Raw genomic sequence first — 25,212 nt, forward strand, 5'->3', positions numbered from 1 at the left:
GGCATCCAGTACCAGCAGTGGCGTCACCTGGAAGGCGAAGGCCGAAGCGCGGTCGCCCGCGGCGCGGTCCACACCCCTCAAGTCCATCCTCACGTTGGCACGCCGCGAGTGCGGGGATTCAAGTTAAGATGCCTGCAAGTGGTCGGTCGGATCGGTTTTCAGGGGTTTGGAAGCGGCCCGTGACTACTTGCTGACGGTCACGTAGAAGGCGGCGGAAGTCCGGCCGTCGATCGAAACCACCAGGGGCAGGGAACTCGCGGCCGGGGTCGAGGTCGCCAGCGAGAACTGAACCAGATAACTGCCCAGCATGGCAGGGTTGGTAGAGACGGACTGTACGCTGTGTTCCACGATGCCCGGTGAACTCACCGAGATCCGGCTGGGGTCGATGGCGGAGACGCCGTCGCCCAGGTTCACTACCAGCAACTGCAGGGTATCGCCCGGATGAGCGCCCGAAGAAGCGGCGACCATCGTGCCGAGCATGGATTGGACGCCCAGGATGGTCGGCGGCTGAGGATCGACCTGAATCACCGTCGGCAATGCGCTGACGCCGTCCACGATCAGCTTCACGATCGTCGGACCCAGGGGGAAGCCGTCGGGAATCTGTACAGTAATCGTGCTGTTTGCAGTGGCATATGCCTGCGCGATGCGATCATTGCCGGTCCGGTCGGTCAGGACGGCCGTCACGTTCGTGGGCCTGGTGCTCGACAGGTTCACCATCGGCAGCACAGCCAAGCCGCCCGGGAAGATGACGCCTCCGGGCATGGTCGACGCCGCGACATACAGCGGTTTGGAGTTCGGCAGAATCTGGAAGCCGCCCGTAAGATTGTTCAGCAAAAGACCGCTGCTGACGGTCAGCGCCGCGGGTCCGGCGGTCGCCTGCGAAGAGATCGTGATCGCGGCCACTGCCTTTGTCGCGTTCATCGCCCAGACCTGACGTACGGTTACGTCGCTGGAGCCGATGCCGAGGCTAGGCAGCCAGTTGTCGAATCCAGTGTTCACACCGTTGATTTCGACGATCGTCTCGGTGCCGGCAGGCACGGCCGTCGGCGCTACGTTGATCTGGGCCAGTGCCGGAGTGTCATAGACATAGGCGGGCGAGTCCACACCATAAATGAAGAGTGAGCTCTGGCCGTCCGGATTGAAGGCGCCCAGCACACCACGGTAGCCGGATGGCGCTGGCGGCGGCGTGATGACGAGCTTGCCATCCTGGGCTGACACGATCTTCGAACTGACACCGTCCACCCAGACCGCTGTCGAGGCGCCCAGATTGTTGCCTACCAGGGTGAGTGTCCGGTCGGCATTCTGGGTCACGCTCTGGATGGCCGGCGGCAGCTTCTGCATAAACTGCACGCCTGACGGGAGAATGTAGTTCTCGTTGTTGAAGTTGAAGAGCAGGTGCCGCGGACCTTCGCCGGAAGCCGGGCTCAGCCGCAGGTCAGCGATCAGGAACGGGTTCGAGTAAGGCTGGGTGGAAACGGTCTCAGGGGCGCTCAGGGCCGTGATGGTGAGTCCGGCGCCATTGGCCGGCAGGCCATTGCCCGTCAATACGGTGCGGCCAATCGTGTTGCCCAACAGCAGGGTGGCCGGCTTGACCGCCGTGTACTTGCTGTTGTTGTCGCCGTAGTAGAAGTAGCTGTAAGTCTGTACGCCGAAAAGGCTTACGCTGGCCCGAGCATTCACCGAAACGTTCACGCCGTCGGTCGACTGGCCGGCCGCAACCTGATAGGGCTGCTGCGGAGTCGACGTGCCCGGTGCGAAAGCCAGGTCAAAGGCGCCGCCGGGCATCAGGGAACCGGAAGGATCCGTCGGCAGAATCACGTTCACCGGCTGGATCTCGCCCTGAACGGCCGGAGGCAAGCTATGCGCGTAGACATAGTACGTGCCGGCCGGCACGCCCTCAATCCGATAGGTTCCGTCGGGATAGGTCAGGGCGCTGATCGCCTGGCGGTTCGGGGCCAGTGCCACGACCGAAGCCAAGTTCATGCCCGCTCCACCCATGGTCACGCGCCCGGTGATCACACCAGTAGTAGCCTTAAACTTGTCATTCGGGTACAGGACAGAAATGCCCGCGATATCATCCAAGCCCAGCGGTTTGCTTTTCGTCGTGGTGCGCGTCACTTCGGTCGACATCACGCTGGAAGTCCAGGTGTGCTGCAGGCCGAGGGTGTGGCCAAACTCGTGGACCACCGGCAGGAAGAACGACTCAGCCCAACTTGGGCGATCGGCAGCCATCGACTTCCGCAACATCAGCACGGCGCCGGTGATGGGATAGAACGGCCCGCTGGCCCCCTGCACGGCATCGTTGGCGATGGTCGGCACACCGTAAGCGATCATGCCCGGCGGGATTTCGTCGGAGAACTGCACCTGGATACCCGGCGCGTTCATCTGCGTACCGGCGGTAAACAACCCACCGAACGCGAGCCTGATGTCAGACGTGCCGACACCGTTCCACACCGCCGCGGCGGAGCGGATCTGGCTGATCACGGCCGCAAAACTATCTCCGCTGGCCATCTGAGTCGGGCCATTGTCAGAGATAAAGAACGGGACTGTCTTGTTTTGTAGAGCGTTCAGATCGTAGTGCGCGTAGACCGGAGCATACGGAGCGCCGCCGGACTGGAACCGGATCCAATGGTAGTAGGCCGGCGCCAGCGTCCCGGAGATCAGGGCCAAACCCGCGGCCGCCGCCCAACTTCTCATTCTCATCGGACCACCGCCTGCCGCGCCCGGGACCGCAGACTGCCCAGGCTCATCTTGAGCCCGGAGTCCGTGGTCGGTTGACCATTGGTGTCAACCACTTGCGCGTCTTCGATTGGTCCGCGCGAAAGCACCGCCTCCGCTGTGCTCGCGCTCATTCTGACGGAAAGGACACCCTGGCTCAAACCGATGATGTACGGCGTCCCGCTGGGACTTATCCAGACGAAGACCACATACTCGCCACCCACTTCCAGCGCGGGGGCTCCGGCAATGCTCTGGCGCCGGCCGTTGATCACTCCGCCTGGGACGTAGACTTCGGTGGTGGTGCTGGTGGAGGACGATCCCTTGATCCATTCCGCCACCTGCACGCGGTAGATCGTGTAAATCAGACTGCCGCGTTGAACCGGAGTGGCCGAAAGCACTTTGCCGCGCACGATGGACGTCGACTTCTCGACCATCTGATCGACGGTCAGCCGTTCCAGCGTGGTGGCACCCAACCCTGCTGCCACAAGCAGCGCCAGCACGGATTGGAGAATTCTCGGCATAGATCCTGCGTTACTACCAGCAAGCCACATGCCAACTCATAGATCAATCAAATCAATTACTTAAGATGCCCCCTCCAACATACCTGAGTCTGGAGGACACAGCGGGCGGGCCAGCTTGTCTCAATTCTGGATTTCTATGAGCCGTCCTGTACCACCAGCACCGGCACGCCAACCGCGTGACGGACTTCGTTGATGGTGGCTCCAAAGACCAGATCCTTCAACCCCTTATGGCCGTGGGCGCCCATCACGATCAGGTCGGGTTTGCATTCGCGAGTGAAGCGCACGATGGCGGACTTGGGGTCTGTGGCATGGACCACGGTCAGTTCCACTTCCAGCCCCAGTTGCTCAACGGAAGCCCTGAGTTGCGAGAAGTATTCGCGGCCCTTCTCCACCTCGGCCGTTTCCGCCAGGGCGCCGTAGACCTGGCTCGTGACACCTTCTTCCACGTGCAGCAGGTGTACCTTTGCGTTGTGGCCCCGCGCCAGGGCGGTGGCGTGGCTGAGCGCCACACGGTCCAGCCTGGAGTGGTCCAGTGGAACGAGAATGTTGCGGTAGACGGGCGGCTTTAACAGGTCGAGCGAGGCTTCCGGCAACTGGACCGCGGAACCGTGCCGGAAGGGCGCGAAAGCAACCCAGCCCAGCAGGCCCAGCAGCCCCATAGCCAGCGGGAACGAAATGTACCACGGCCAATCCTGCAAGGTATTCCAAGCCAGCCAGAGGTTCAATCCAATAATAATCGCGGCACAGCTCCAGGCCAGCGTCTTGACCCAGGCGGGGCTGGTGAACTTGCCCATCTGGCGCTTGTCTGAGGTAAACCGGATGAGCGGGATGACCGCAAACGGAAGCTGCAGGCTGAGCACTACCTGGCTGAGAATCAACAACTTGTAGGCGCCGTGGTCGCCGGTCCACCAGATGGTGAACACGGCTGGCAGCACCGCCGCGGAACGCGTGATGAACCGCCGCAACCAGGGGCGCATGCGGAAGTCGAGGAAGCCCTCCATGACGATCTGGCCGGCCATGGTGCCGGTAATGGTCGAAGACTGGCCGGAGCAGATCAGCGCGATGGCGAAAACAGCACCCGCGACAGTCGTGCCCAACAGCGGAGCCAGCATCTGGTGCGCCTGCTGGATTTCGTTGACCACCACGCCATTCTTAAAGAATGTGGCGGCGGCCATGATTAGGATCGCGGCATTCACCAGCAGCGCTCCGTTCAAGGCGACAACCGAGTCGATCAGGTTGTACTTGCAGGCGGAACGCTTGTCCTTGTCCCCCTTGCCAATGGTGCGGGTCTGCACGAGCGACGAATGCAGGTAGAGATTGTGGGGCATGACGGTCGCCCCCAGAATGCCGATGGCGACGTAGAGACTCTGGTCGTTCAAGCGGGGGATCAAACCCAAGGCAACTTCGTGAAAGTTCGGCTTGGCCAGCAGCACTTCAAACAGGAAGCAGCCGCCAATGATGGTGACAAAGGCCAGGATGATGCTCTCGATCACGCGGATGCCGTAGCGGTTAAACCACAGGACCAGCAGCGCGTCCAGCGTGGAAAGCAGGACTCCAGCGATCAGCGGGAGCTTGAACAACAGGCTGAGGCCGATCGCCGCGCCCAGCAGTTCCGCCAGGTCGCAGGCGGCAATGGCGATCTCGCACAGGATCCAGAGAGCATAGGAGACACGCTTGGGATACGCCTCGCGGCACGCCTGGGCCAGATCGCGGCCGGTGACAATGCCGAGACGGGCGCTGAGGGTTTGCAGCAGGATCGCCATCGCATTCGACAGCAGCAGAACCCACAGCAATTGGTATCCGAAACGGGCGCCGCCCTCGATGTCGGTTGCCCAATTGCCTGGATCCATGTAGCCGACGCTGACAAGATAGGCGGGTCCGGCGAATGCGAACATGCGCCGCCAGATCGACGGGTGGGCAGTGGTGACTGAAGAATGAACCTCTGAAAGAGACTGTGTCCCGGACGAGTCCATGGTTGAATTTAGTCTAGCCTAAAACTAACCCGCACGCAGCATGGGCCTTACCGGGTTCGTTTGGTAATCACGAGCGCGGCCAAAGCAGCCAGCAGGGAACCGAACGACAACGCACCGCCCAGCATCACACTGGTCGGGCGGTAAACAAACTCAATGTTGTGTGTGCCGCCGTCGCAAACCACTCCGCGGACCAGCCCGTCGACCTCATAAATGGGTGTCGTTTTGCCATCCACTTTCGCCACCCAACCCGGGAAGTAGGTGTCGGCCAGCACAACCATGCCGCGGCAGGGCAAGGTGGCCGCCAACGCAATGCTGCCGGACGAGTACGACCGAATCCAGACTTCATCCACGCCGCCGCACTGCGCCAATGGGGGCGGGGCAGTGGAAACGAAGGCCTTTTTGCCCAGGTCCGCTGAAATGTTGTTCAGCTCGGCCAGGTACTGTGTACGGTCGGACACCTGCGTCAACTGATGTACCACAAAGGCACGCGGCAAAACGTCTGGATTGTGGAAGACTTTCAGCCCCGACGAGCCGGTGAAGACCTCATCTTTTTGGAACTGCGTGGGCTCTTTGCCCACGGCGTAGGAAATGCCCAGCAGGCGCTTTACCACTGGTTCATGCGTTCCCAGATTCTGGACGTTTTGGGTCAGGCTGGCGAGGTACCCACCCGCCTGCGGAATCCCATACCAGTCGCCGAAATTGTAGGCGATCAGGTTGCTGTCGATATCGACTCGCGGCAGTCCAGGCTGCTGGCGCAGGAAGCGGGCAATATCGCCGTGCTCCTTCAGCGAATTGAGGCGCGCCAGACGTTCTTTCTCAAAGACATGCGGCAGGTAGAAGCTGTTCTGGCTGCTGACTTCCACGACAAACAACAGCAGCGCGCAGAGCGCGGCGGCGCGCCAGCCCATCTGGTGGTGGCGCAACCCTTGCAACCACAAGGCAAGCAACAGGGCGGCCAGGCCGGTCATCAGGCTGCGCTGTTCCCCGTTCGCACCCGGCATCCCCTGCACGCTGATGAGGGCGAAGCGGGTGGCAAAGACAAGCACGCCCAGGCCGGTGGCGGTGATGGCGGCACGCCGCAGCCACGGACTGGCCTGTTCGCTAAACAGGGCATTCAAACCCAATGCGGAGAGGATGGAGGCTCCGAAACCGAACAGGAAGATGGCCATGGAAGCGCTGCGCGCCTTGTCCACCACCGGCAGCAGGCTGTAGATTAACCCGTGCAGCGCGTTATAGTTAGCCAGGGAGTACAGCAAACCGCCCAGGGCGATTGCGGCGAACAGCCGGGTCTCCCAGCGCCTCCACACCAACGCGATCGCGAGCAGTGCCAGGCACAGCGCGGCGACGCCCACGAATGGATCCGAGTGGATGTTCCACCCCGGGAAGATCACTCCCAGAATTGCGGCCGGGTTCAAACTGTACTGCATGTGGACTGTATAGGGCACCTTCTGGTCCCAGGTCACGACATCCGGCGCGCCCACCCAGCGGACGGAAAGCTTGCCGTATTCCTGCGCAGGCAGGATCTGGACGGCGGCTGTGGAAATGGCCAGGCCCCAGAACAACAGGAATGCGGCGGTCCACTGGCGCGGATTCACGCGAAGCCGGGAGGACAGGAACCAGATCCAGGAAGCGGCGCAGCTGAGGGAGAGAAAGATGGGGATCTGGTGGTGGCCGCTGAGCCAAGCCATGCCGAGAAAGAACCCGGCCAGGATGGAATTGACCCACGGCCGGCACCCGCGCATCACGCGGATCATATATAGATAGACCAAGGGCGCCCACACGGCTCCATTGATCATTTGCGGCCACTCGTTGACGCCCAGCCAGCCGGAAAGCGAAAAGACGGCGGCTCCAAAGACGGACGCGAGGCGGCGGCAGGAGAGTTCGCGGCACAGCTTGTACGCAAACCACGCCGCCATCAGGTGGATGATGACGAAATACCAGTGCAGGTGGATCTGCTTGATCCAGCCGTCGCGCAGGGGCAGGGAAAAGAGCAGCCAATTCAACGGGTAAGCGACACCGGGCTGCGCCTGGGCCAACAACGGCTGCCCGCCGAACATGTTGGGATCCCACAATGGGATGTGGCCTTTGTGCCACTCGCCGGCCTCGAATTGGAACCACGGCAACACTTGGGAGGCGGTATCCTCGCCGGCCAGCCAGGTGTATTGATCGGTGAAAACCAGGCGCCAGTAGAAGCCAGTGATGACGGCGATGAGCAGAACGGCGGCCGCCCAACGGCTTAAATCCCCGGGAGCACTTCCGGAAAGTGGTGGTTCTGGATCAAGGTGGTGGTTTTCGGCCATGCCGCGGACTCCGGCGCGTCGACGTAATTATAGCGAAATCAGTGAGTTGTGTTTTGGATGACAGATTGCATAATGGGGAAATGAGGGCAAAGGAACCTCGAGGCATGAAACGCTGGCTGCTGGCACTGATCATACCGGGCATGTTGTTCAGTGGCACCGCTATGGCACAGCAGGAAGGTCCGCCTCCCGGACAGCAGGAAGACGAAGCAGCGGAGGGTCCCGGCCGGGGTGTGGCGCGCGTAAGTCTACTAAATGGGGATGTATCCGTGCGACGCGGCGACTCCGGCGATTGGGTGGCCGCGGCAATCAACGCTCCCTTGCTGGCGGAAGACCGCGTGATGACGGGCCCGGGCGCCCGAGCCGAGGTTCAGCTCGACTTCTACAACCGCATCCGGCTGGCGGCCGACACCGAGATCCGGCTCTCCCAATTGGACCAGGGGCTGTATCAGATCCAAGTGGCTCGCGGCCTGGTGACTTTCAGCGCCTTGAAGGGCAGCGATGCCCAGATCGAGATCTCGACGCCCGCCGCCGCGCTTCGGCCTTTGTCTAATGGCAATTACAGGATCTCCGTGAATCCTGACGGAGTGGCCGAGTTTACAGTCCGGAGCGGGGAAGCCGACATCGCCTCCGCGAAGGGTGTGCAGAAACTGCGTCCCGGACGGACGATGCAGGTGCGGGGCGACTCCACTGACAGTGAATACCAGTTCATCGGAGCGATCCCGAAGGACGAGTGGGATCAGTTCAATGAGCAGCGAGATCGTGACCTTTCGCGTACCTCGACGAGCACTTATCAATATGTAAGCCGTGACGTATACGGCGCCGAAGATCTGGATGGCTATGGGGAATGGGTGGATATCGCCCCCTATGGCTGGTCGTGGAGACCGTATGTGGCCGCCGGCTGGGCGCCTTACCGTTTTGGCCGTTGGGGCTGGATGGACTATTACGGATGGTCGTGGATTAGCTACGATCCCTGGGGTTGGGCGCCTTACCACTATGGACGCTGGTACAATGCCGGCGGCCGCTGGTGCTGGTATCCGGGTGCGCGCGTAGGCGCCCGTCATCATTGGAGTCCGGCGCTGGTGGGCTTCGTGGGCTGGAACAGTTGGGGCGGATTCAACGCCGGTGTGGGCGTCGGCTGGGGTGCGGTGGGCTGGATTCCGCTGGCTCCGTTTGAGCCCGTGCACCGCTGGTGGGGCCGCGGCTACTACGGGAACTACCGCAATCCGGGCAGCTTCTACAACCGTGCGACTTATGTGAGCAACATCAATGTGACGAACGTGTACCGCAACTCGCGGATTGAGAACGGCGTCACGGTAGTGAATGGCAGCGACTTCAGCCGCGGCTATGCCGGACGGCCGATGCGCGCCGGGGCCGCGGAGTTAAGCCGCGCTGACATGGCGCGGGGCGCGGTGCCCGTGGCCCCGACACGGGAAAGCCTGCGATGGAGCGACCGCGAGGTGAACTCCGGTTACGTACAGAGCCGGACCGCGGCGACGACCCAGGAACGTTTCTACACCAGAAGGGCCGCTCCGCGGGTGGAGCGGGTGCCCTTCGAGACACAACGCCAGACGTTAGAACATGTTGCGACACGCGGGATGGAATCAAGGGCGAATGCCGGACGGTCGGCCACGGCGGCCGAACCTTCGCGGGGCGGGGTGAACCAGGAGACCCGGTCGCCTGCGGCGGAAGGCCGCGGGTGGCGGCAAACCACTGATCCCAATGGCTCTGGCCAGAAATCGCAGGGCGCCGGGAATGAGTGGCAACGGTTTGGCGATCCGAGGATGAGCTCGCATACAGTGTCCGAAACCACCGGCAGTGCGAGCCGGACGGCAGAACCTGCCAACACGCGGCCAGCGGAGCAGGATTCTAACCGGACGAGTACGGGCGGATGGCAGAGGTTTGGCGATCCGGGCAGCCGGACGAGAGCCGAGCAGTCGACGGGCCGCACCTCCGAATCGGGCGGATCTTCGCGGAGTGTGGATTCGTCCAGGAGTGTGGATTCTTCCAGGCAGGCGTCGCCGTCACCGCGCTGGTCGACCGGCAGCGGATCAAGCCGGTCGGAAACGCCGCGGAGCAATGATTCGGGCCGCATGTCATCGGGTGGGTCGTCCCGCAGTGAATCGACACCGAGGGTGGAGTCGTCGCGGCCTTCGAGCGGCGGCGGCAGCCGAAGCGAGTCACCCAGGACGGAAGCGCCTCGCAGTGCGCCAGCTTCGTCGGGCGATCGCGGCAGCGGCGGCGGTGGATCCCGTCAGGCTTCGCCCAGCCGGAGCGGCGGGAAGGGCAATTCCGATTCCGACTCCGAACCAATGGCGAGTGGGAACGCGCCGGGCTCCAGCCGCAGTGAGGCGGCGGGCTTTGCCAGCGGCCGGAATGAAGCGGCCAGTTCCAGCTTTGGTTCGGGTTCAAACGGGGTGGCTGGCGGCGGATCGTTCAGTGGGAACAGCGGCAGTTTCGGCATGGGGGCGAGCCGGCCGTCGACCAGCGACTCGACTTCGTATAGCGGGAACAGTGGCCGGTTTGGAATGGGATCCAGCCGGCAGGCGTCGAGTGCGCCGAGTTTCGGTTCGTCTCGCAGCAGCGGCGGCGGGTCGCGCAGCAGTGGCGGGTTCAGTGGCAACAGCGGCAACCTCGGCCGGAGCAGCGGTGGTGGCGGCGTCTCCCGGAGTAGTGGTGGGGGAGGCGGTGGACGCAGCAGCGGCGGCCGTGGCCGGTAAGAGTTCTCCAGGTTCAGTTTGAAATTCCCTCAGGGCCGGCGGCGGGCACAACCTGCTGGACCGGCCCCTTTTTCGTTTCTTATTCGTTGACAATGCAGGTGTGGCGGCGCGCTATGATGTGATTTCCTATGAAACCGCCGCCGGATTTCGCCTCGCCAGAGAATTCTACCTTCCGGTTTTCGTGCAGGTTCCGCCCGGCTTGGCGCGCATTATGGCTCACTTGTCTGGTTTTTGTTGGCCCCGCTTGGCCGCAAACGATCCGGCCGGTCATCCGGTACGCGAATGTGTTGGGCGGTTCCGCGATCGATTCGGTAGCCGCCGTCACCACTGACCAGGCGGGCAACGTGTACCTAACGGGTAGCACGAGCTCCGCCGATTTTCCCGTTACCACCACGTTCGGCGCATCTCCGGCCGCATCAACTTCCAGCGGATTTGTGGCGAAACTCGATCCATCCGGATCGACGCTGGTCTATAGCGTTTTACTCGGCAAGGGAGAGCCAGCCGCCATCGCCTTGGGACCGGACGGCTCGGTCTTTGTTGCCGGGATCAGCAGCGAGATGCCGACGACCGAAGGCGCCGCCGTCAAAGAGGGCTTTTGTTTTCTCCTTAAGTTGGAACCGTCCGGATCCAAGCTGGTCTATTCCACGCGGCTTGGTTGCTCGGGTTCAGGGTCGATTCCGCCAGGGGGGCTGGCCATGGATTCCTCCGGTAACGCGTTCGTTACAGGCAGCAATACCGGGGCAGCCACCACTCCGGGCGCCTTTAAGCCGAATGGGTACGGTGCATTTGTGGTGAAAGTCAACGCGGCGGGCAGTGCGATTCTTTACGGCACCTACCTGCCATCGGGCGAGAACTACGCCTCCGCGAAACCGAAAGCCATCGCCGTGGATCCGGAAGGAAACGCCTATCTGACGGGATCTGCTGATGCCCGCGGTTTTCCGGTGACGCAGGACACCTTGCCGCGGGAGCGAGCCGCGGAGGGTGACACTACGGCCGACGACGTCTTCCTGCTGAAGCTCAGCCCGGATGGCGCCCGTGTGGTCTTCGCCGAGCTCTTCGGCGGCTACGGCAGCGATTCCGGTTCGGTCATCGCACTGGATGCCGAGGGGTCCATCTTCATCGGCGGAATCTCGCGGTCGTCGACAGGGTGGGGTTCCCGCGATCCGTTTCCTACGACAGAGGGCGCGCTGGACAGTCTCTCCGCCATGCCTCGCGGCTTCCTGGCGAAACTGACTCCGGATGGCCGCGAGTTGCTGTTTAGTACGTTCCTGCCGGGTGCCGACGATGCCGTATGCCTGGGCGTAGGCGGGGACGGTGTGTCGGTGATGACGGTGGAGCGGATGAAGAACCAGTCCCCGAATCTCTATGCCGACCGGTTGTCGCGAGTCAGTCCTGACGGAGGGACGCTGCTCAGCACCAGCATTGCTGCATTTGCAGCCCAGCCGCGTTGCGGCAGTTCCGGTCCACGGTTTGCGTTGGCCGGCGCCAATGGGCCGTTGACCAGCCCGAATCTCAGCCCCATCGGGACCGGCGGCAAGGGCGACGTGTGGTTCACGGCAGTGGACGCCGATGTGCCTGAGGCGCCACGCCTCGATGTGAACGCCGGGGCTCTGGAACTGTATAGTTGGTTTGGCGCGGACGGCCCCACGGGCAATTGGCCCGAGAGCCTCCAGGTCCGGACGGGCGACAAGTCACTGCCTGTCCTCATCCAGGGCGGTGACTACATCAAAGTGGAGCCGGAGCAGGGCAATACCCCGTTGGAACTCCATCTGCATCCGTCTGCCGGCGACCTGAGGGACCGCCTGTTCGTCTTCGCCCCGGGCGCCCAGGATGGCTTGGTAGTCATCCCGGTTCGAGAGCGATTTTCCCTCATCAATTTTGCGTTTGATCCGGCCGCCTTCTCGTCTCCTATGGCTCCGGGACTGGTGCAACTTGCGGCCGACAGTCCCGACGCGCCCCCGGTTTCGGGTACCCTGCGCATCTCAAGTCCAGCGGTGAAAGACCTCTTTGGAGGTTCGACCGAAGCCCAGGTCCGCTTCGGCATGCAGCCTTTCGGTTCCGTGCCTGCCTGGCTCACGATGGAAGGCGTGCCCGGCACAACCCCGGCCGAAGTCCGCTTCACCGCCAATGGCGCTGGCCTAGCACCCAGGTTGTATTCCGTTTCCTTCCAGATGACCAGTCAGGACTCGTTGCCGTGGCAGGGTTCGCTACCGACGGCCAGCGTGTATTTTCGAATTGGAGCGGCACCGGCAGCGCTCCCGGTGCTGGCCCAATCACCGCAATTCTGGAATCTCCATCTCACCGACGACCAGCCAACCAGCAGCGTTACCCTCCATCTGGACAGCACCGACGGAGCCCCGCTCGATTTCACCACCGACCCCATTCCTGATTGGATCAAGGTCAGCCCTTCCGCCGGAACCACGCCCCTGGATATGACCATTACCACCACACCGCCACGCGATGTCTCAACCACCTGGCACCAAAGCATCCAGTTTCGATCGGGGAACCGCGGGGTTGGGTTCGTTGATATTACAGCGGACGTCATCCTGGGCGGATTCACTGGCTCGTTGTCGGTCAATTCGATGAACACCAAGGATGCATCGTCCGTCACTCCGGAGAATGGAGTGGCTCCGGGAGCGTTGTTCGTCGCCGGGTTACCCAGGTTGATGGCTGGAGTGATTCCGGAGACCCCGGAGCAGGCCGACGCGTGGGCGCTGGCTCCCAGTCTCGCCGGTTACTTCTTCGTGCTGGAGGGGCAACCGGTACCGGCGCGGTCGTATGCGGGCGGGACGTTTATTCTGCAGATGCCGGCGGGCCTCGCGCCGGGCTCGCACCACTTGGGTGCCCTCGACACAAATGGCCAGGAGGTGGCCGAAGCGGAGGTTCAGTTGGTGGCCGCACGGCCGCAGATCCTTGATCAGCGAGTAGACAATGGCAACTATGCTCGCAAGGAGGACGGCTCACAGATAACGCCCGATAATCCCGTGCACACGGGTGACCGCATTCTGGTCCGTGTTACCGGACAAGGTGCGGTAGCGCCGGCGATCCCCGACGGACAGGCTGCCTCAGTTGAGAACCCATCCAAGCCGATCCTGCCGGTCACGGCGTACACCGGCCAAAAGCCACTCACTGTCCTTAGCGCCCAGATGAGCACCAGCGAAGCTGGCGTGCTGGACGTGTGGGTGCAAATCCCAGAGCTGTACGAAGGCGATCACTTTGTATCGGTGCAAGTCGGACCGCTCTCGGCGGGGGTAGTTCCTATCCGGGTGGCTGCGCGTCCGGTCGACTCGGAGCCGGGCGTTGAGGAATAGACCTCTGTATTCGCGGCTTGTCACGAGTTGACATAATAACGATTATCGGAAGTTGAGTATGGGAGGCGATGGACCCTACTCGCTTCGTAGGGTTTCGGCTGGATCTGTCCGGGCAGCCCTCAACGCTGGGTGCAATCCTGCAATCGCTGCGGTGACGGCCAGAATCATGATTGGCACCACAACGGCCGATGGATCGGTTGCTTTCACGTTGTATAGAAGCTTCTCGATCAAACGCGAGCTGGCTATGCCGGCCACGACACCCGCGGTTCCACCCAGTGTCAACATCCAGGCAGCGCGGCCGGTGACCGCTTTCACCACCTCGGCCCCCTGGGCACCTAATGCGATGCGGATTCCTATTTCGCGGCGCTGCGATGTTACCGATGAGTTCAGGACACCATAGAGTCCGATGGCCGCCAGAATCAAGGCCACGAGTGCGAAGAATCCCGACAGGCTGGCCAGGAGGCGTTCTCGCACCAGATGCCATTGGACGAAGCTCTCCTGGAGTTCGATGTTCCGGACGCGCAGGCCCGACTGCCCGCTCGCAATGGCTCTCCGCAGGCTGGGCGCCGCAGCCAAGGGGTCGGTGGAAGTGCGAACCAGCAGAGTGGCGTTGGTGCGTTTGCCGATGGGCACAAAGACGGTGGGCCGGATCGCCTCGCGCAGGTCACCGTACGCGGCGTCGCGCACGACGCCCAGGATCTCCACCGGTACGAGCTTGTCCTTGCCTTGCAGCATGTGGACCACCCTTCCGGTCGCGTTGCCCCCGTTGAAGTAGACCCTGGCAAACATCTCATTCACGATGCCGGTCCCCGCCACAACCCGATTCTGCTCGTCGAGCCGCGGGGTTTCGTCGCCCGGGCGGAAGTCCCGGCCGCTGATCATGCCGATCCGCATGGTGTCGAAGAATCCGGGCGTGACACCCAGAAAGTAAGGTGGCTTCGTTTCGTCGGAGCGGCCCGGCAGTCGGACAGTGGCCGTCCAGTGGTTGTTCGACAACAGCGGCCAGCCCGCTGCCGTGGCCGAGGTCACACCGGGCATCTCCCGGATCCTATCGGCGATCGCCGACCAGTCAGGCCGGCTGGCCGCGCTGGTGCCAAGCACCAGGACACGCTGCGGCGAAAAGCCGATGGGCCGGTTCGACAGGCTTTGGAAGGTGGAGACAAAGAGGCCCGCGATGAACAAGACCAGGACGCTGAAGGCTGCCTGGCAGGCCAGGAGCGTATGCATTAAGGGGCGGCGCGATTGCCGTGTGCGCGTACCTTTTAGCGCCTGGATGGGATCGGCCGCGGAGGCACGCAGAGCCGGAACCAGGCCGAACAGTACAGTTACGGTCAACGCCAGGCCAAGGCTGAATACCAGCTCGCGCCAGCCTGTCTGGAGCACCATCCGCACCGGGTCGGCGGGCACACGCAGCATGGAGGTGACAGCCGGGGCACCCCAAGCCGCGAAGATCATACCAAGGCCGGCAGCTGCAATGGAGATCATCAGGCTCTCAACAAAGAGGAGTTGCAGCAAGCGGCCGCGGCCGGCGCCGATGGAAACCCGCAATGCCAGTTCCCTGGCCCGGGCTTCGGCTTGGGCCGTCAGCAGGCTGGCTACGTTGGCACAGGCGACCAGCAGGACCAGCATCACCAGTCCGCTGAGGATGTAGAGCGGCTGGCGGTATTGCCGCTGCAAGTGCGAAGCGCCGGAACCGGCGGGTTGCACGAGGATCCGCTGGCTGAGCATCCTGTCGATCTCGTGTTGCGGCGTGCCGGTGTGGAGCGTACTGATGCGCCCTTTCTGCTCCTCAGTGAACACCTGCTGTAGGGGTTGCTGGATCTGCTCCGCGGTGATGCCCGGGAGGGGGCGCAGCCAGGCGCGGAACCAGCTCCAACCCGGGCTGTTCAGGGCCTGGACATTCATCGTCGCGGGTATAAAGAGATCGGTGACTTCGCCCGGCTCAGTGCCAATGAAGCCCTCGGGCCCGGCGCCGATGATTTCGTACTGTCCCCCAGCCAGGCGGAAGGTGCTGCCGATGGCTTTGGGGTCGCGCGAAAAGTGGCGGGTCCAGTAGTCGTAGGAGATGACGGCGACCGGGCTTCCGCCCGGGGCGCGATCATCATCAGGCATCAGCAACCTGCCGGCCGCGGGCTTCAAACCCATGACGGTGAAGAAGTTGCCCGATACGAACTGACGCCAGGCTCGCTCGGAATCCTGGTCACCGCGGAACAGCAACTCCTGGCGGGCACTCATCCCGACGACCATGACCTCAGCTCGATTCTTCAGCGTTTCGCGGTAGCGGAGGAAAGTGGGATAGTCGAACTCGTCCAGTATGTCGGGACGGCCTTCCCGGTCAATAAAGGTGGTCTCGAGGTAGAAGAGCCTGTTCGGTTCGGACACGGGCAGTTTGCGCAAAAAGAGGGCGTCCACGAGCCGGAAGGCGGTTGTGGTGGCGCCTGCCGCGAGAGCTAGCGAGAGGATCGCGGTTGCGCTGGAAAGAGGGTGTTTTTTCAACTGCCGCCAGCCGAAGATGACGTCGGAGCCGATGGCGGAAATCGAAGGGAGTCCGAACTGATCGCGGTAGGATTCCTTGACCGCTTCCATGGGGCCGAAGTCGATTCGGGCCTGCCGGCGGGCTTCCTCCGGGGACAGGCCGCTCAGGATGTAGTCCTCAGTGGAGGCCTCGAGGTGGGCCTCGAACTCCTGGCGCATGCGCTGCTCGTGGCGGCGAGCGGACAGGGATCCGGCGATGCGGGCGAACCAACGGCGGAGGGGCCTCACGAGAGGTCCTCCGCGGTCACCTTACAGAAGCGGCTGATGATGGCGGCCGTCTGGTCCCAGTGTTCGGTCTCGGTCTGGAGTTGGCGGCGGCCGACGGCGGTCAGTTCGTAGTAGCGGGCTTTGCGGTTGTTCTCCGATGTGCCCCAGGCGGATGAGATCGCCCCTTCCTGCTCGAGTTTGAGGAGCAAGGGATACAGCGTCCCTTGGTTGACGAAGAGCAGCTCGCCGCTGATCTGGCTGATCCGCCGGGAGATGCCATAGCCGTGCAAAGGCCCCAGGACCTCAAGCGTCTTGAGGACCATGAGCGCGAGACTTCCTTGCGGGACGTCCGTTCGGTTTTGTGACTTCGGGCTCTCCATTGGGTAACCAACAAGAAGCCTAATGCTTCTCTATTGGGAAAGCAACAGGAGTCCGTGTAACAAAACGGCCGGGCTACTCCAAAAGGCTGGCCGGCAGGCTGAGTTGGCCGTTCAACCGGGCTCGTAGCAGAGCAGGCACATCGCTGGCGTGCTTCACTTCCAACACTTCACAACCAGCCGCACGGCCGCTGGCGATGCCTGGCCCGGAATCTTCCAGCACAATCGCCGAGCTGACGCCTAGGCGCTGCATGGCTGTCAGATAGGGTTCAGGATGTGGTTTAAGGTTTGTAACCTCGTCACCATAAACGGTCGCCTGAAAGCAGTCTAAGACCTTTTCTGTCTCCAGGATGGCGCGAATCTCTGAAGTAGCACTGGAAGTAACCACAGCAAGTGGAATGGAGTGCAGCTCTTCGAGTAGCGCCTTGGTCTCCGCTGAGATCAATCCGCCGCGGGTTGCTCGCTCTGCAAATAGCTTCTTTTTCAATGGATAAGTAGGCCACAGTTCATCCAATGAGCGAGGTGGAGTGGAAACCCGGCCCAGAGCCTCCAGGAAGGCCTTGTCCGAGATACCAATACAGTGTGCGCTGTAAGCTTCCCAGGTGATAGAGACACCCAGGGTCTGGAGAGCTTCGTTCCAGCACGACCAGTGAAGTGGTTCAGTGTCAGCTAGAACCCCATCGAAATCGAAGAGGATAGCTTCTATTTGTGAATGCATCTCTTGAAGCACTATTGGAAGCGGATCGACCGCGTCATCTGCTGGAAGACCGGCTCCAATTTCGCATAATCCGGTTCCGGTGACACGAAGACCAGGTAGTGGAGGGACGAGCCCCGGTCGATGGTCACCACAATGTCGACTTCCTTGGTGCCCGCATAGGGCGAATCGGAGCCAAGCTTGGTCACCAGCGCCTTGGCTCCGCCGATGGTGACCTGCTGCGGCTGTTCTACCACCTTCATCCCGGCATTCTGCTGGGCCATGCCTTGCAGCAGTTTCTGGGTATCCCCCTGGAGGTCCACCTTCTGGCCGGACGGCGCCTGGGCGACATTCACCATCACGCCGTAGCCGATGAAGGACTGGACGCGACCTTCGGCCGGCGCCAGGGTAAGCGAGTTCTGTTCAGTGGTCTCCTGCCAGTTCGAGGGGTAAGAGAGGCTGAGCCCGTTGGCCTGGGCGGTCTTCATGGTGGAGGAAACCGGGACGCTGGTGGGTTTCTGGGCGTTGGGCAACTGTGCGGGGGCAGAGGCGCCGGCGCTACTTCCCTGCCCTTTGGCCACCTTTTTCGGCGCCGCCGGCAGCCCGTCGACGAAGGCCTGCATCTTCTTCAGGTCGCCGGCCTGCGAACTGTACGGACCACGCGCCATGTAAGGTAACTGGTCTTCGATGGCTTTGACGCGATTGCCCGGATTCGGGTGATCCGACATGAACTGCGAGAACTTGCTGCTGCCGGATTTACCCATCTCGGCTTCGAGCTTCTCGAAGAAGCGAGCCAGTTCGAGGGGGTTGTAGCCGGCCTTGGCCATTGTATGGGCGCCCAGCAGATCGGCGTCACTTTCGGCGCCGCGCGAGAATTTCAGGAGGACGGAGTTGGCGCCGAGGCCGATGCCGAGCTGGGCGAGCTGGCCGGCCAAGGTACCTCCGGCGACGACTCCAGCGAGCATGGCGGGCAACTGGATGAGCTGGGCCTTGGAGGCCTGATTGGTGCCATGGCGCAGGACGACGTGGGAAAGTTCGTGCGCGAGTACACCGGCGATCTGGGCCTCGTTATCGGCCGCCTTGATGAGGCCGGTATGGACGAACATGGGTCCGCCAGGCAGGGCAAAGGCGTTGATGCTGGGTTCCTGGACCACTTTGAAGAAGTAGGGGTAGTCGTCCAGACCGCCCTGTTTCACCAGGCGATCGCCAATCTTGTTGATGTAGTCGGTCAGCTCCTTGTTCTGGACAATGGTCATCTGCTGCTCGACCTGCTGGGCGTATTCGCGCCCCATCTGGACGTCCTGCTCTTTGCTGAAGAAGTTCGGCCAGCTGGGCTTAGGCAGTTTCTTCTGTCCGGCAGCCAGCAGGACCACCGCGGTGAACAGGGATACAACAATCAAACGTCTACGCATCGGCACCCTCTCCTTTCGATGCTGGCATAATGATTCTATGACGCCTACAGAAAAAATATGGCACAACGGGCGCTTCATTGGCTGGGATGAAGCGAAGATTCACGTCTTGTCGCATGTCGTTAGCTACGGCAGCTCGGTATTCGAGGGTGTTCGTTGCTATGAGACTCTGAACGGACCTGCCATATTCCGCCTTCGTGAGCACACCCGCCGCCTATTGGATTCAGCCCGGATCTACCGGGTTCCAGTAGACTTCTCCCTGGACCTTCTGGTGGAGGCTCAGATCGAACTTGTACGCGTCAATAAGCTTCGTTCCTGCTACATACGTCCCATTATCCTGCGCGGCTACGGCGGCGTGGGGGTGCTGCCCGCCAACAATCCCACCGAGGTCTATCTGGCCTGCTGGGAATGGGGCAAGTACCTGGGCGATGACGCCATGGCCGACGGTGTGGATGTCTGCATCTCGTCCTGGAACCGGATTGCGCCCAATACTTTGCCGACACTGGCCAAGGCCGGCGCAAACTACATGAACTCGCAGTTGATCCGCATGGAGGCGCACCACAACGGGTACGCCGAAGGCATTGCGCTCGACAGCGAGGGCCGCGTGAGCGAAGGCTCGGGCGAGAACATCTTCGTGATCCGCGACGGCAAGATTCACACGCCGCCGCTGGGTTCCAGCGTACTGCCGGGCATCACACGGGACACCGTGGTGACCATCGCGCAGGATCTGGGCCTCCCGATCGTGGAGACAGTGATCCCCCGCGAAATGCTCTACATCGCCGACGAAGTGTTCTTCACGGGCACGGCTGCCGAAGTCACGCCCATCCGTTCGGTCGACCGTATCCAGATTGGCATGGGCCATCGCGGACCGATCACGGAGAAGATCCAGCGGGCTTTCTTTGAGCTCGTCGAAGGCAAGTCGGAAGACAAGCACGGCTGGCTCACTCCGGTGCCCCAGCCCGTGGAAGCACAGTAGCCAAACATGATTCGGGCCGCGAACCCGATCCCAATGTCAACCTCCCCCGAGATTTTCTTTTGTGGACTTGGCTCGCGGCCGAACAGTCTTCACTCTAGTGGGTTCACCCCCCTTGTGGGAAGGCTTTTCCACCTGCCTCTGCCCCCTTTTCAACAGGAAAATCCGCTTTTGTTTTCAGGTGGTTGCAAGAGCGGCCGTGTGGACAATCTGTGGATAATACAAGACAGCCATGAAATGTTCCGGGTTTGACGCCAACCGGGGCGCCGCGGTCGAGATCACGGGCAGCGGAGTCCTGCAGAGTGTGGAAGAGTTCGTCCGGACGCCGGAGGGACTGAACTATGTGGCTCCGGGGTTCATCGACATCCAGGTGAACGGCTTTGCCGGAGTGGACTACTGCTCGCCCGCGGCTTCGATGGAAGAGATCGGACGGTCGCTGGACCTGATCTTCTCGACGGGTACAACTCGCATCTTCCCCACCGTGATTACAGGAGGGCGCGAGGAGATGCTGGGCGCGATCCGAAACCTGGCGAAGGCAAAGCGGACGTTGAAGCACGGGCGGGCGCTGGAAGGCTTTCACATCGAAGGTCCGCACATTTCTCCGCACGACGGAGCTCGCGGCGCGCATCCTTTACGCCAGGTGCGGCCGCCGGACACGGAAGAGTTCGATCGCTGGCAGGATGCTGCGGAGGGCAACGTACGCCTGGTGACGCTGTCTCCAGAGTGGCCCGAGGCCGCTAAGTACATCGAACATGTCGTAGGCACAGGTGTGGTGGTGAGCATCGGCCACCTGGACGCGAACGCCGATCAGATCGATGCGGCCGTGCGTGCCGGCGCGACGCTTTCCACCCATCTAGGCAATGGCGCGCACAGCATGCTGCCGCGCCATCCGAACTATCTGTGGCATCAGATGGCCGACGACCGGCTGGCGGCTTCCTTCATTGTGGATGGGATACACCTGGACAAGAGCTTCCTCAGCGTGGCGCTGCGGTCGAAGGGACTGGAGCGCGCGATTCTCATTACGGACGCAGTCATGCCGGCCATGTGCGAGCCCGGGCCGTACATGCTGGGCGAGGTGGAAGTGCAGTTGCACCCCGAGGGGAAAGTGACGCTGCGCGAAGATACGAACCGCCTGGCAGGCAGCGTGCTCAGGATGGATGCGGGCATCGGAAATCTGATGAGGATGTGCGGCTTGACGCTGAGCGAGGCGATCACCCTGGCGACGCGGAATCCGGCGCGGGTAGGACGTGTGCCCTCGCGGCAGCGCGGCCTGCAGCCGGGTGAGCGGGCCGATGTGGTGGAGTATTCCTACGACAAAGCAGCCAAGTCGATTCGGGTTTTGAAGACGTGGCTCGACGGCGAACTGGTTTATCAGGCGTGATCCGGCTGGCGTGGGGCTTCGGGGTTTTAGCTGCAGCGCAGGTGGTGTTTCTGCTGTGGCGCGGGTCGGCGATTGTGCGCTCGGACGTAGGCCCAGGCGGAGATTTGCGGTACGGCCTGGCGGCCACGCTGGCGGCCGTCCCGATCCTGCTGCTGATGCATTATTTCCGGTTGCCGCTCTTGGCCGGCAGCGTGTTCAGCGGATTCTGGCTATTGTTGATTGCTTTGCTGATATTAGAGGCGTTGGCAGGGAAGCCGTTGATCTACTAAACGCAGCTGGTGGAGCCGGTTTTGCGCCAGAGATTCGACCTATGTTCTCCTCTTCGGCGAATGCGGCGTTTTTCTACGTTAATTGTTTGATCAGGGTCCACCCAACCCGCTCGATGTTACTATTGACCACCGATCTTAGGCTGTGACGCTCCTCAGTCGGCGTGCTTAAAACCTGGTCGTTTTCGTGCATGCACAAGGAATCCGGTACTTCAGTTCGAGTCTACGCACTCTAATTGGCTCCTGCCTCCTCGCGCTGCTGGCGGCGAGTTGCGGTAGTGCGCCTCCGCGTAAACCGCTGACGGTCGCTTACGGCAATGCTCCGCCGATGATCATCATTGGTGCAAGCGGCAAGCCCACCGGATTCGCCGTGGAGATGCTGCAGGAAGCGGCGAAGCGCGAAGGCATCGATCTGGCCTGGAAGCCCGGTGGATCGCGCGTCAAAAATGAAGAGGACTTGACGCAGGGTTCGCTGGATCTGATCCTGACTGGCTATGCCACGCCGGAGCGGCGGGCTCGTTTCTTTGTGTCGGCGCCATGGTGGTCCACGGAAATCGTCATCTTAACCCCGACGACGACCGGCATTCGCACGAGTCAGGATCTAAAGGGCAAGCGGTTGGCCATGCCCCTGGGTTCATTGCCGACGCTGGCCGAAGTCCTGCAGGGCTCTGAGATCCTGCCATCGGCATCGGCCGCCCTTGCGGTGGAAACGGCCTGCCAGGGCCAGGCGGACGCTGCCATTATCGCCAATATCTTCGTGCGCGACGTACTGTATTCCGGCAATTCGGCCTGCCGGGGCATCAGCCTGCGGACCATCGATACGAAATTGCAGTGGGAATATTCGCTGGTTTCACGGCGAGAGGTGGCGGAGGAGGTGCAGGCGCTGCGGGACCGGTTTGAGGAGATGACCGCCGACGGCACCATGGCGGCGCTGGCGGCGACTTACCCGGTGATCTCCAGCCGGTACGCGGCACGCATGGCCGGTGCGATGCGAGACCGCTACTATTTAACGATTCAGCGGATTCTGATCGGGGCGGCGTCGGTGATCCTGATTTTGGCGGCCATAGCCATCTTCCGGCTGAATGACTCCAGGAAGAAACTGAAGGCCGCGAATCTGACATTGCAGCAGGACCTGGAAAGGCGGATGCGGGTGGAACGCGCGCTGAGGGAGAGCGAAGCACGCTTCCGCGCGCTGTTCGAGAATGCGCCCGAGGCCGTCATCGCATTTGGACAGACGGGTGCGATGCTGTTTGCCAATCCGCGGGCCGCGGTGATCCTGGAACGCTCTCCCGAAGCGCTGACGGGGACCCATTTTGAGGAGTTGTTTCCAGAACGCCTCCGCGCCATCCTGCCGAGACTGGCCGGCGGCACGGCCAACGCCCGTGATTTGCAGGGGCTGGCGGTTCTCCGGCCGAACGGTACGGAACTACCGGTGCAGCTCTCGGCCGCGCCCATCCTGGTGAATGAGGAGGAACTGACCCTGGTGTTCTTCTCCGATATCTCGGAGCGCATTTCGCTGGAGACACAACTCCGGCAGGCGCAGAAATTGGAGAGCATCGGGCAACTGGCCGGAGGCGTGGCGCACGACTTCAACAACCTGCTGACGGTGATCGGCGGCAATCTCGAGCTGGCGCGGATGTCGATCGCCTCGAACGAACCGGCCGATTCCTACCTGGATCAGATTGCACGGGCGTCCACCCGGGCCGTTTCGCTGACGCGCCAGTTGCTGTCATTTGCCCGGCGGCAGAAGGTAACGCCGGCGAAGCTGAATCTGAACGAAGCGTTGCGGGATGTAGCCAAGATGCTGCTGCGGCTGATTGGTGCAGACGTCTCTCTGGAGATGACGCTTGAGGCAAACCAGCCGGTGACGATTATGGATCCCGGCCAGTTCGAGCAGGTGATTGTGAACCTGGCGATCAATGCCCGTGACGCCATGCCACGAGGCGGACGGCTGGTGATCCACACTTCGGATTTCCAGCTCGGCTCCGGCGATGTTCACGAATTGGCCGGATTGGCGGCAGGCGATTACGTCCTGGTGGCCGTCAGCGATACCGGCGAGGGGATGGCGCCGGAGGTGAAGACGCACATTTTCGAGCCCTTTTTCACCACAAAGGAAGTGGGCAAAGGTACGGGGCTGGGGCTATCCACTGTATATGGCATCGTGAAGCAGTGCGGCGGCTCAATCTCCGTGTATAGCGAACCGAATCAAGGCACTTCGTTCAACATTCTGCTGCCGGCCTTGGACGCACCCGGCGATGAGGAGACGCGCAAGCCCGCAGCCAAACGAGTATTGGAAGGGACTGAAACGATTCTCGTGGCGGAAGACGATGAAGCCGTACGGCGCTTCGTGTGCGGACTGCTCGCCCGGCACGGGTACCGGGTCCTGGAGACTTCGGATCCGAATGCGGCGCTGGAGGCAGCGCAGGCGGAGCCCGGCGCGATCCACCTGCTGCTGACCGACGTCGTGATGCCCTATATGAGTGGCATGGACCTGCGGACTCGATTCAGCGAGATGCGCCCGGGCGTGCCGGCACTGCTCATGTCGGGCTACTCAGCACGCCTAAGGACGCAGCCATTGGACGCGCCGTCGATTGAGAAGCCGTTCTCGCCGGCGGCGCTGTTGACCAAGATCCGGGACCTGTTGGATGGCGTGCCGGAGCCCGGGTCCAGCCATTAGCCCTGCCAACTGCGCCAGTAGTTGGGGTCCTCCACGGCCTGGCCCCCTTCGAGCACCCGAATCGGATTCAGCCCATCCAACATGACCGCGTACTCGTCCGTGTGCGTCTTCTTCCGCTGATTGGCCAGCGCCTTGGGATGCGGCCCGTGGTGAATGCCGCGCGGATGCAGGGTGGCCATGCCGGCACGAATGTTGTCGCGCGAAAAGAAGTCGCCGTCGTGGTAGAAAAGGAACTCGTCGTAGTCGGTGTTGCGGTGAAAGAACGGCACGCGCAGCGCGTCCTGATCCTCCTCCAGGGGCCGTGGCACGAAGCTGCAGACGACGGCGCCTCCGGTGACAAAGGTGGTGTGAACGCTGGGCGGCAGGTGGGCCCGATGGCTCATCACCGGGCGAATGTCCCGCAGGTTGATCTTCCAGGCTGTCAGATCGCCCTTCCAACCGACCACGTCCATGGGATTCCAGGGGTAGAACACGCTGGAGTGCTGCCCGTCGGCGAGGATCCGCACCTCCCACTCGCGAGTGTCGGCAAGCTGCGGATCGGGCTCGGGTACGACGATCACGCCGGGGTCGTAGAGGGCGTGCTGTCCGATGAGGCCCTTCTCGGGCTGGTCGAATTCGCCCTTCGATTCGACGAGCAGGAAGAAGTTGTCGGTGGTCTCGGGAACAATGCGGTAAGTCACCGCTCGCGGGATGACCAGGTAGTCGCCGCTCTCGAACGGCAGAGGACCGAAGTCGGTCTCGACAGTGCCCTGCCCCCGGTGGACAAACCATAACTCGTCCCAATCGGCATTGCGGCAGTAGAACGGCATCGGCGCCGGACGGCGCGAGACGGAGAGCCGGACATCGGCATTGCCCAGGAACGGCAGCGGCACGCCGCGAGGGTCTGTCAGGTCAGTGGGCCTGGCTTCGTTGAGGTCGAATTTGTGGGGCCGCAGCGAGCCTTCGAAGCGGATCCAGCCCGTGGGCGGATGGGCGTGATAGAGATGCGCGGTTTTCCCGTAGAAGCCCTTGCGGCCGTGCTCTTCCTCAAACGTGCCCTCGGGGATACCGACATGCGCCTGGCGGGCGACTTTGCCCTTCGTCAGTGGGTACATGGCTGTGGGCGAGCTTTCAACCGTCAGTTTTCAGCGGTCAGCTATAGAACCCAGGACCC

15 protein-coding genes are annotated in these 25,212 nt (G+C 62.2%); 6 read left to right on the forward strand and 9 right to left on the reverse strand.

The genetic code is table 11. The annotated features are described in order from the left end of the window. Nucleotides 1-183: 183 nt before the first annotated feature. The 4 genes from ACR9Y2_RS26335 to ACR9Y2_RS26350 form a co-directional block, all read right to left on the reverse strand. The gene (locus tag ACR9Y2_RS26335; protein WP_435044710.1) at nt 184-2,703 is read right to left on the reverse strand and encodes a matrixin family metalloprotease; all 2,520 of its coding nucleotides are present in this window, start codon (nt 2,701-2,703) and stop codon (nt 184-186) included. After that, complete coding sequence (locus tag ACR9Y2_RS26340; RefSeq protein ID WP_435044711.1) at nt 2,700-3,239, reverse strand: hypothetical protein; 540 nt, start codon at nt 3,237-3,239, stop codon at nt 2,700-2,702. The genes ACR9Y2_RS26335 and ACR9Y2_RS26340 overlap by 4 nt, the downstream gene beginning before the upstream one ends. Nucleotides 3,240-3,373: 134 nt before the next feature. Continuing rightward, entirely contained in the window at nt 3,374-5,212 is a 1,839-nt protein-coding gene (locus tag ACR9Y2_RS26345) for an Nramp family divalent metal transporter (RefSeq protein ID WP_435044712.1), read from the reverse strand. A 47-nt stretch (nt 5,213-5,259) separates the two neighbouring features. Beyond that, nucleotides 5,260-7,512, reverse strand: coding sequence for a hypothetical protein (locus ACR9Y2_RS26350; RefSeq protein ID WP_435044713.1), 2,253 nt, complete (start codon nt 7,510-7,512; stop codon nt 5,260-5,262). 104 nt (nt 7,513-7,616) lie between these two features. Here ACR9Y2_RS26350 and ACR9Y2_RS26355 point away from each other — a divergent pair, with 104 nt between their 5' ends. Next, the gene (locus ACR9Y2_RS26355; RefSeq protein WP_435044715.1) at nt 7,617-10,229 is read left to right on the forward strand and encodes a DUF6600 domain-containing protein; all 2,613 of its coding nucleotides are present in this window, start codon (nt 7,617-7,619) and stop codon (nt 10,227-10,229) included. A 287-nt stretch (nt 10,230-10,516) separates the two neighbouring features. Next, nucleotides 10,517-13,540, forward strand: coding sequence for an SBBP repeat-containing protein (locus ACR9Y2_RS26360; protein WP_435044716.1), 3,024 nt, complete (start codon nt 10,517-10,519; stop codon nt 13,538-13,540). Nucleotides 13,541-13,615: 75 nt separating this feature from the next. Here ACR9Y2_RS26360 and ACR9Y2_RS26365 read toward each other — a convergent pair whose 3' ends face one another. The 4 genes from ACR9Y2_RS26365 to ACR9Y2_RS26380 all read right to left on the reverse strand — a co-directional run bounded on the left by ACR9Y2_RS26365 (nt 13,616) and on the right by ACR9Y2_RS26380 (nt 18,765). Further along, the gene (locus ACR9Y2_RS26365; RefSeq protein ID WP_435044717.1) at nt 13,616-16,303 is read right to left on the reverse strand and encodes an ADOP family duplicated permease; all 2,688 of its coding nucleotides are present in this window, start codon (nt 16,301-16,303) and stop codon (nt 13,616-13,618) included. Then, nucleotides 16,300-16,662: a PadR family transcriptional regulator gene (locus tag ACR9Y2_RS26370; protein WP_435044718.1), complete on the reverse strand. Its 363-nt coding sequence runs from the start codon at nt 16,660-16,662 to the stop codon at nt 16,300-16,302. Before ACR9Y2_RS26370 ends, ACR9Y2_RS26365 begins: the two co-directional genes overlap by 4 nt. Nucleotides 16,663-16,735: 73 nt before the next feature. Then, entirely contained in the window at nt 16,736-17,377 is a 642-nt protein-coding gene (locus ACR9Y2_RS26375; protein WP_435044719.1) for an HAD family hydrolase, read from the reverse strand. Between the two features lie 11 nt (nt 17,378-17,388). Beyond that, nucleotides 17,389-18,765 (reverse strand): M48 family metalloprotease, encoded by a 1,377-nt coding sequence (locus ACR9Y2_RS26380; protein WP_435044720.1) that lies wholly within the window; start codon nt 18,763-18,765, stop codon nt 17,389-17,391. Nucleotides 18,766-18,802: 37 nt separating this feature from the next. Here ACR9Y2_RS26380 and ACR9Y2_RS26385 point away from each other — a divergent pair, with 37 nt between their 5' ends. From ACR9Y2_RS26385 to ACR9Y2_RS26400, 4 genes are all read left to right on the forward strand, one after another. Next, on the forward strand, nt 18,803-19,738 hold the full coding sequence (locus tag ACR9Y2_RS26385; protein ID WP_435044721.1) for a branched-chain amino acid transaminase: 936 nt from the start codon (nt 18,803-18,805) through the stop codon (nt 19,736-19,738). Between the two features lie 229 nt (nt 19,739-19,967). Continuing rightward, a complete protein-coding gene (locus tag ACR9Y2_RS26390; RefSeq protein WP_435044722.1) occupies nt 19,968-21,116 on the forward strand; it encodes an N-acetylglucosamine-6-phosphate deacetylase in 1,149 nt (382 codons plus the stop codon). Then, on the forward strand, nt 21,113-21,385 hold the full coding sequence (locus ACR9Y2_RS26395; RefSeq protein ID WP_435044723.1) for a hypothetical protein: 273 nt from the start codon (nt 21,113-21,115) through the stop codon (nt 21,383-21,385). Before ACR9Y2_RS26390 ends, ACR9Y2_RS26395 begins: the two co-directional genes overlap by 4 nt. Before the next feature lie 184 nt (nt 21,386-21,569). After that, complete coding sequence (locus ACR9Y2_RS26400; RefSeq protein ID WP_435044724.1) at nt 21,570-24,059, forward strand: ATP-binding protein; 2,490 nt, start codon at nt 21,570-21,572, stop codon at nt 24,057-24,059. On the opposite strand, the gene ACR9Y2_RS26405 is transcribed toward ACR9Y2_RS26400, so the two are convergent. Continuing rightward, nucleotides 24,056-25,153, reverse strand: a complete 1,098-nt coding sequence (locus ACR9Y2_RS26405) for a homogentisate 1,2-dioxygenase (RefSeq protein ID WP_435044725.1) — start codon at nt 25,151-25,153, stop codon at nt 24,056-24,058. The two genes, ACR9Y2_RS26400 and ACR9Y2_RS26405, sit on opposite strands and share 4 nt — an antisense overlap. Nucleotides 25,154-25,212: the final 59 nt, after the last annotated feature.

Origin of the sequence: Paludibaculum fermentans, from assembly GCF_051172195.1 — a bacterium.
Taxonomy (GTDB): Bacteria; Acidobacteriota; Terriglobia; order Bryobacterales; family Bryobacteraceae; genus Paludibaculum; species Paludibaculum fermentans_A.

What these genes read in the sequence shown, in the direction of transcription:
- ACR9Y2_RS26385 (WP_435044721.1), top strand. Translation starts at nt 18,803, where the DNA reads ATGACGCCTACAGAAAAAATATGGCACAACGGGCGCTTCATTGGCTGG.
- ACR9Y2_RS26370 (WP_435044718.1), bottom strand. Translation starts at nt 16,662, where the DNA reads ATGGAGAGCCCGAAGTCACAAAACCGAACGGACGTCCCGCAAGGAAGT.
- ACR9Y2_RS26375 (WP_435044719.1), bottom strand. Translation starts at nt 17,377, where the DNA reads ATGCATTCACAAATAGAAGCTATCCTCTTCGATTTCGATGGGGTTCTA.
- ACR9Y2_RS26345 (WP_435044712.1), bottom strand. Translation starts at nt 5,212, where the DNA reads ATGGACTCGTCCGGGACACAGTCTCTTTCAGAGGTTCATTCTTCAGTC.
- ACR9Y2_RS26380 (WP_435044720.1), bottom strand. Translation starts at nt 18,765, where the DNA reads ATGCGTAGACGTTTGATTGTTGTATCCCTGTTCACCGCGGTGGTCCTG.
- ACR9Y2_RS26340 (WP_435044711.1), bottom strand. Translation starts at nt 3,239, where the DNA reads ATGCCGAGAATTCTCCAATCCGTGCTGGCGCTGCTTGTGGCAGCAGGG.
- ACR9Y2_RS26405 (WP_435044725.1), bottom strand. Translation starts at nt 25,153, where the DNA reads ATGTACCCACTGACGAAGGGCAAAGTCGCCCGCCAGGCGCATGTCGGT.
- ACR9Y2_RS26350 (WP_435044713.1), bottom strand. Translation starts at nt 7,512, where the DNA reads ATGGCCGAAAACCACCACCTTGATCCAGAACCACCACTTTCCGGAAGT.
- ACR9Y2_RS26390 (WP_435044722.1), top strand. Translation starts at nt 19,968, where the DNA reads ATGAAATGTTCCGGGTTTGACGCCAACCGGGGCGCCGCGGTCGAGATC.
- ACR9Y2_RS26355 (WP_435044715.1), top strand. Translation starts at nt 7,617, where the DNA reads ATGAAACGCTGGCTGCTGGCACTGATCATACCGGGCATGTTGTTCAGT.
- ACR9Y2_RS26335 (WP_435044710.1), bottom strand. Translation starts at nt 2,703, where the DNA reads ATGAGAATGAGAAGTTGGGCGGCGGCCGCGGGTTTGGCCCTGATCTCC.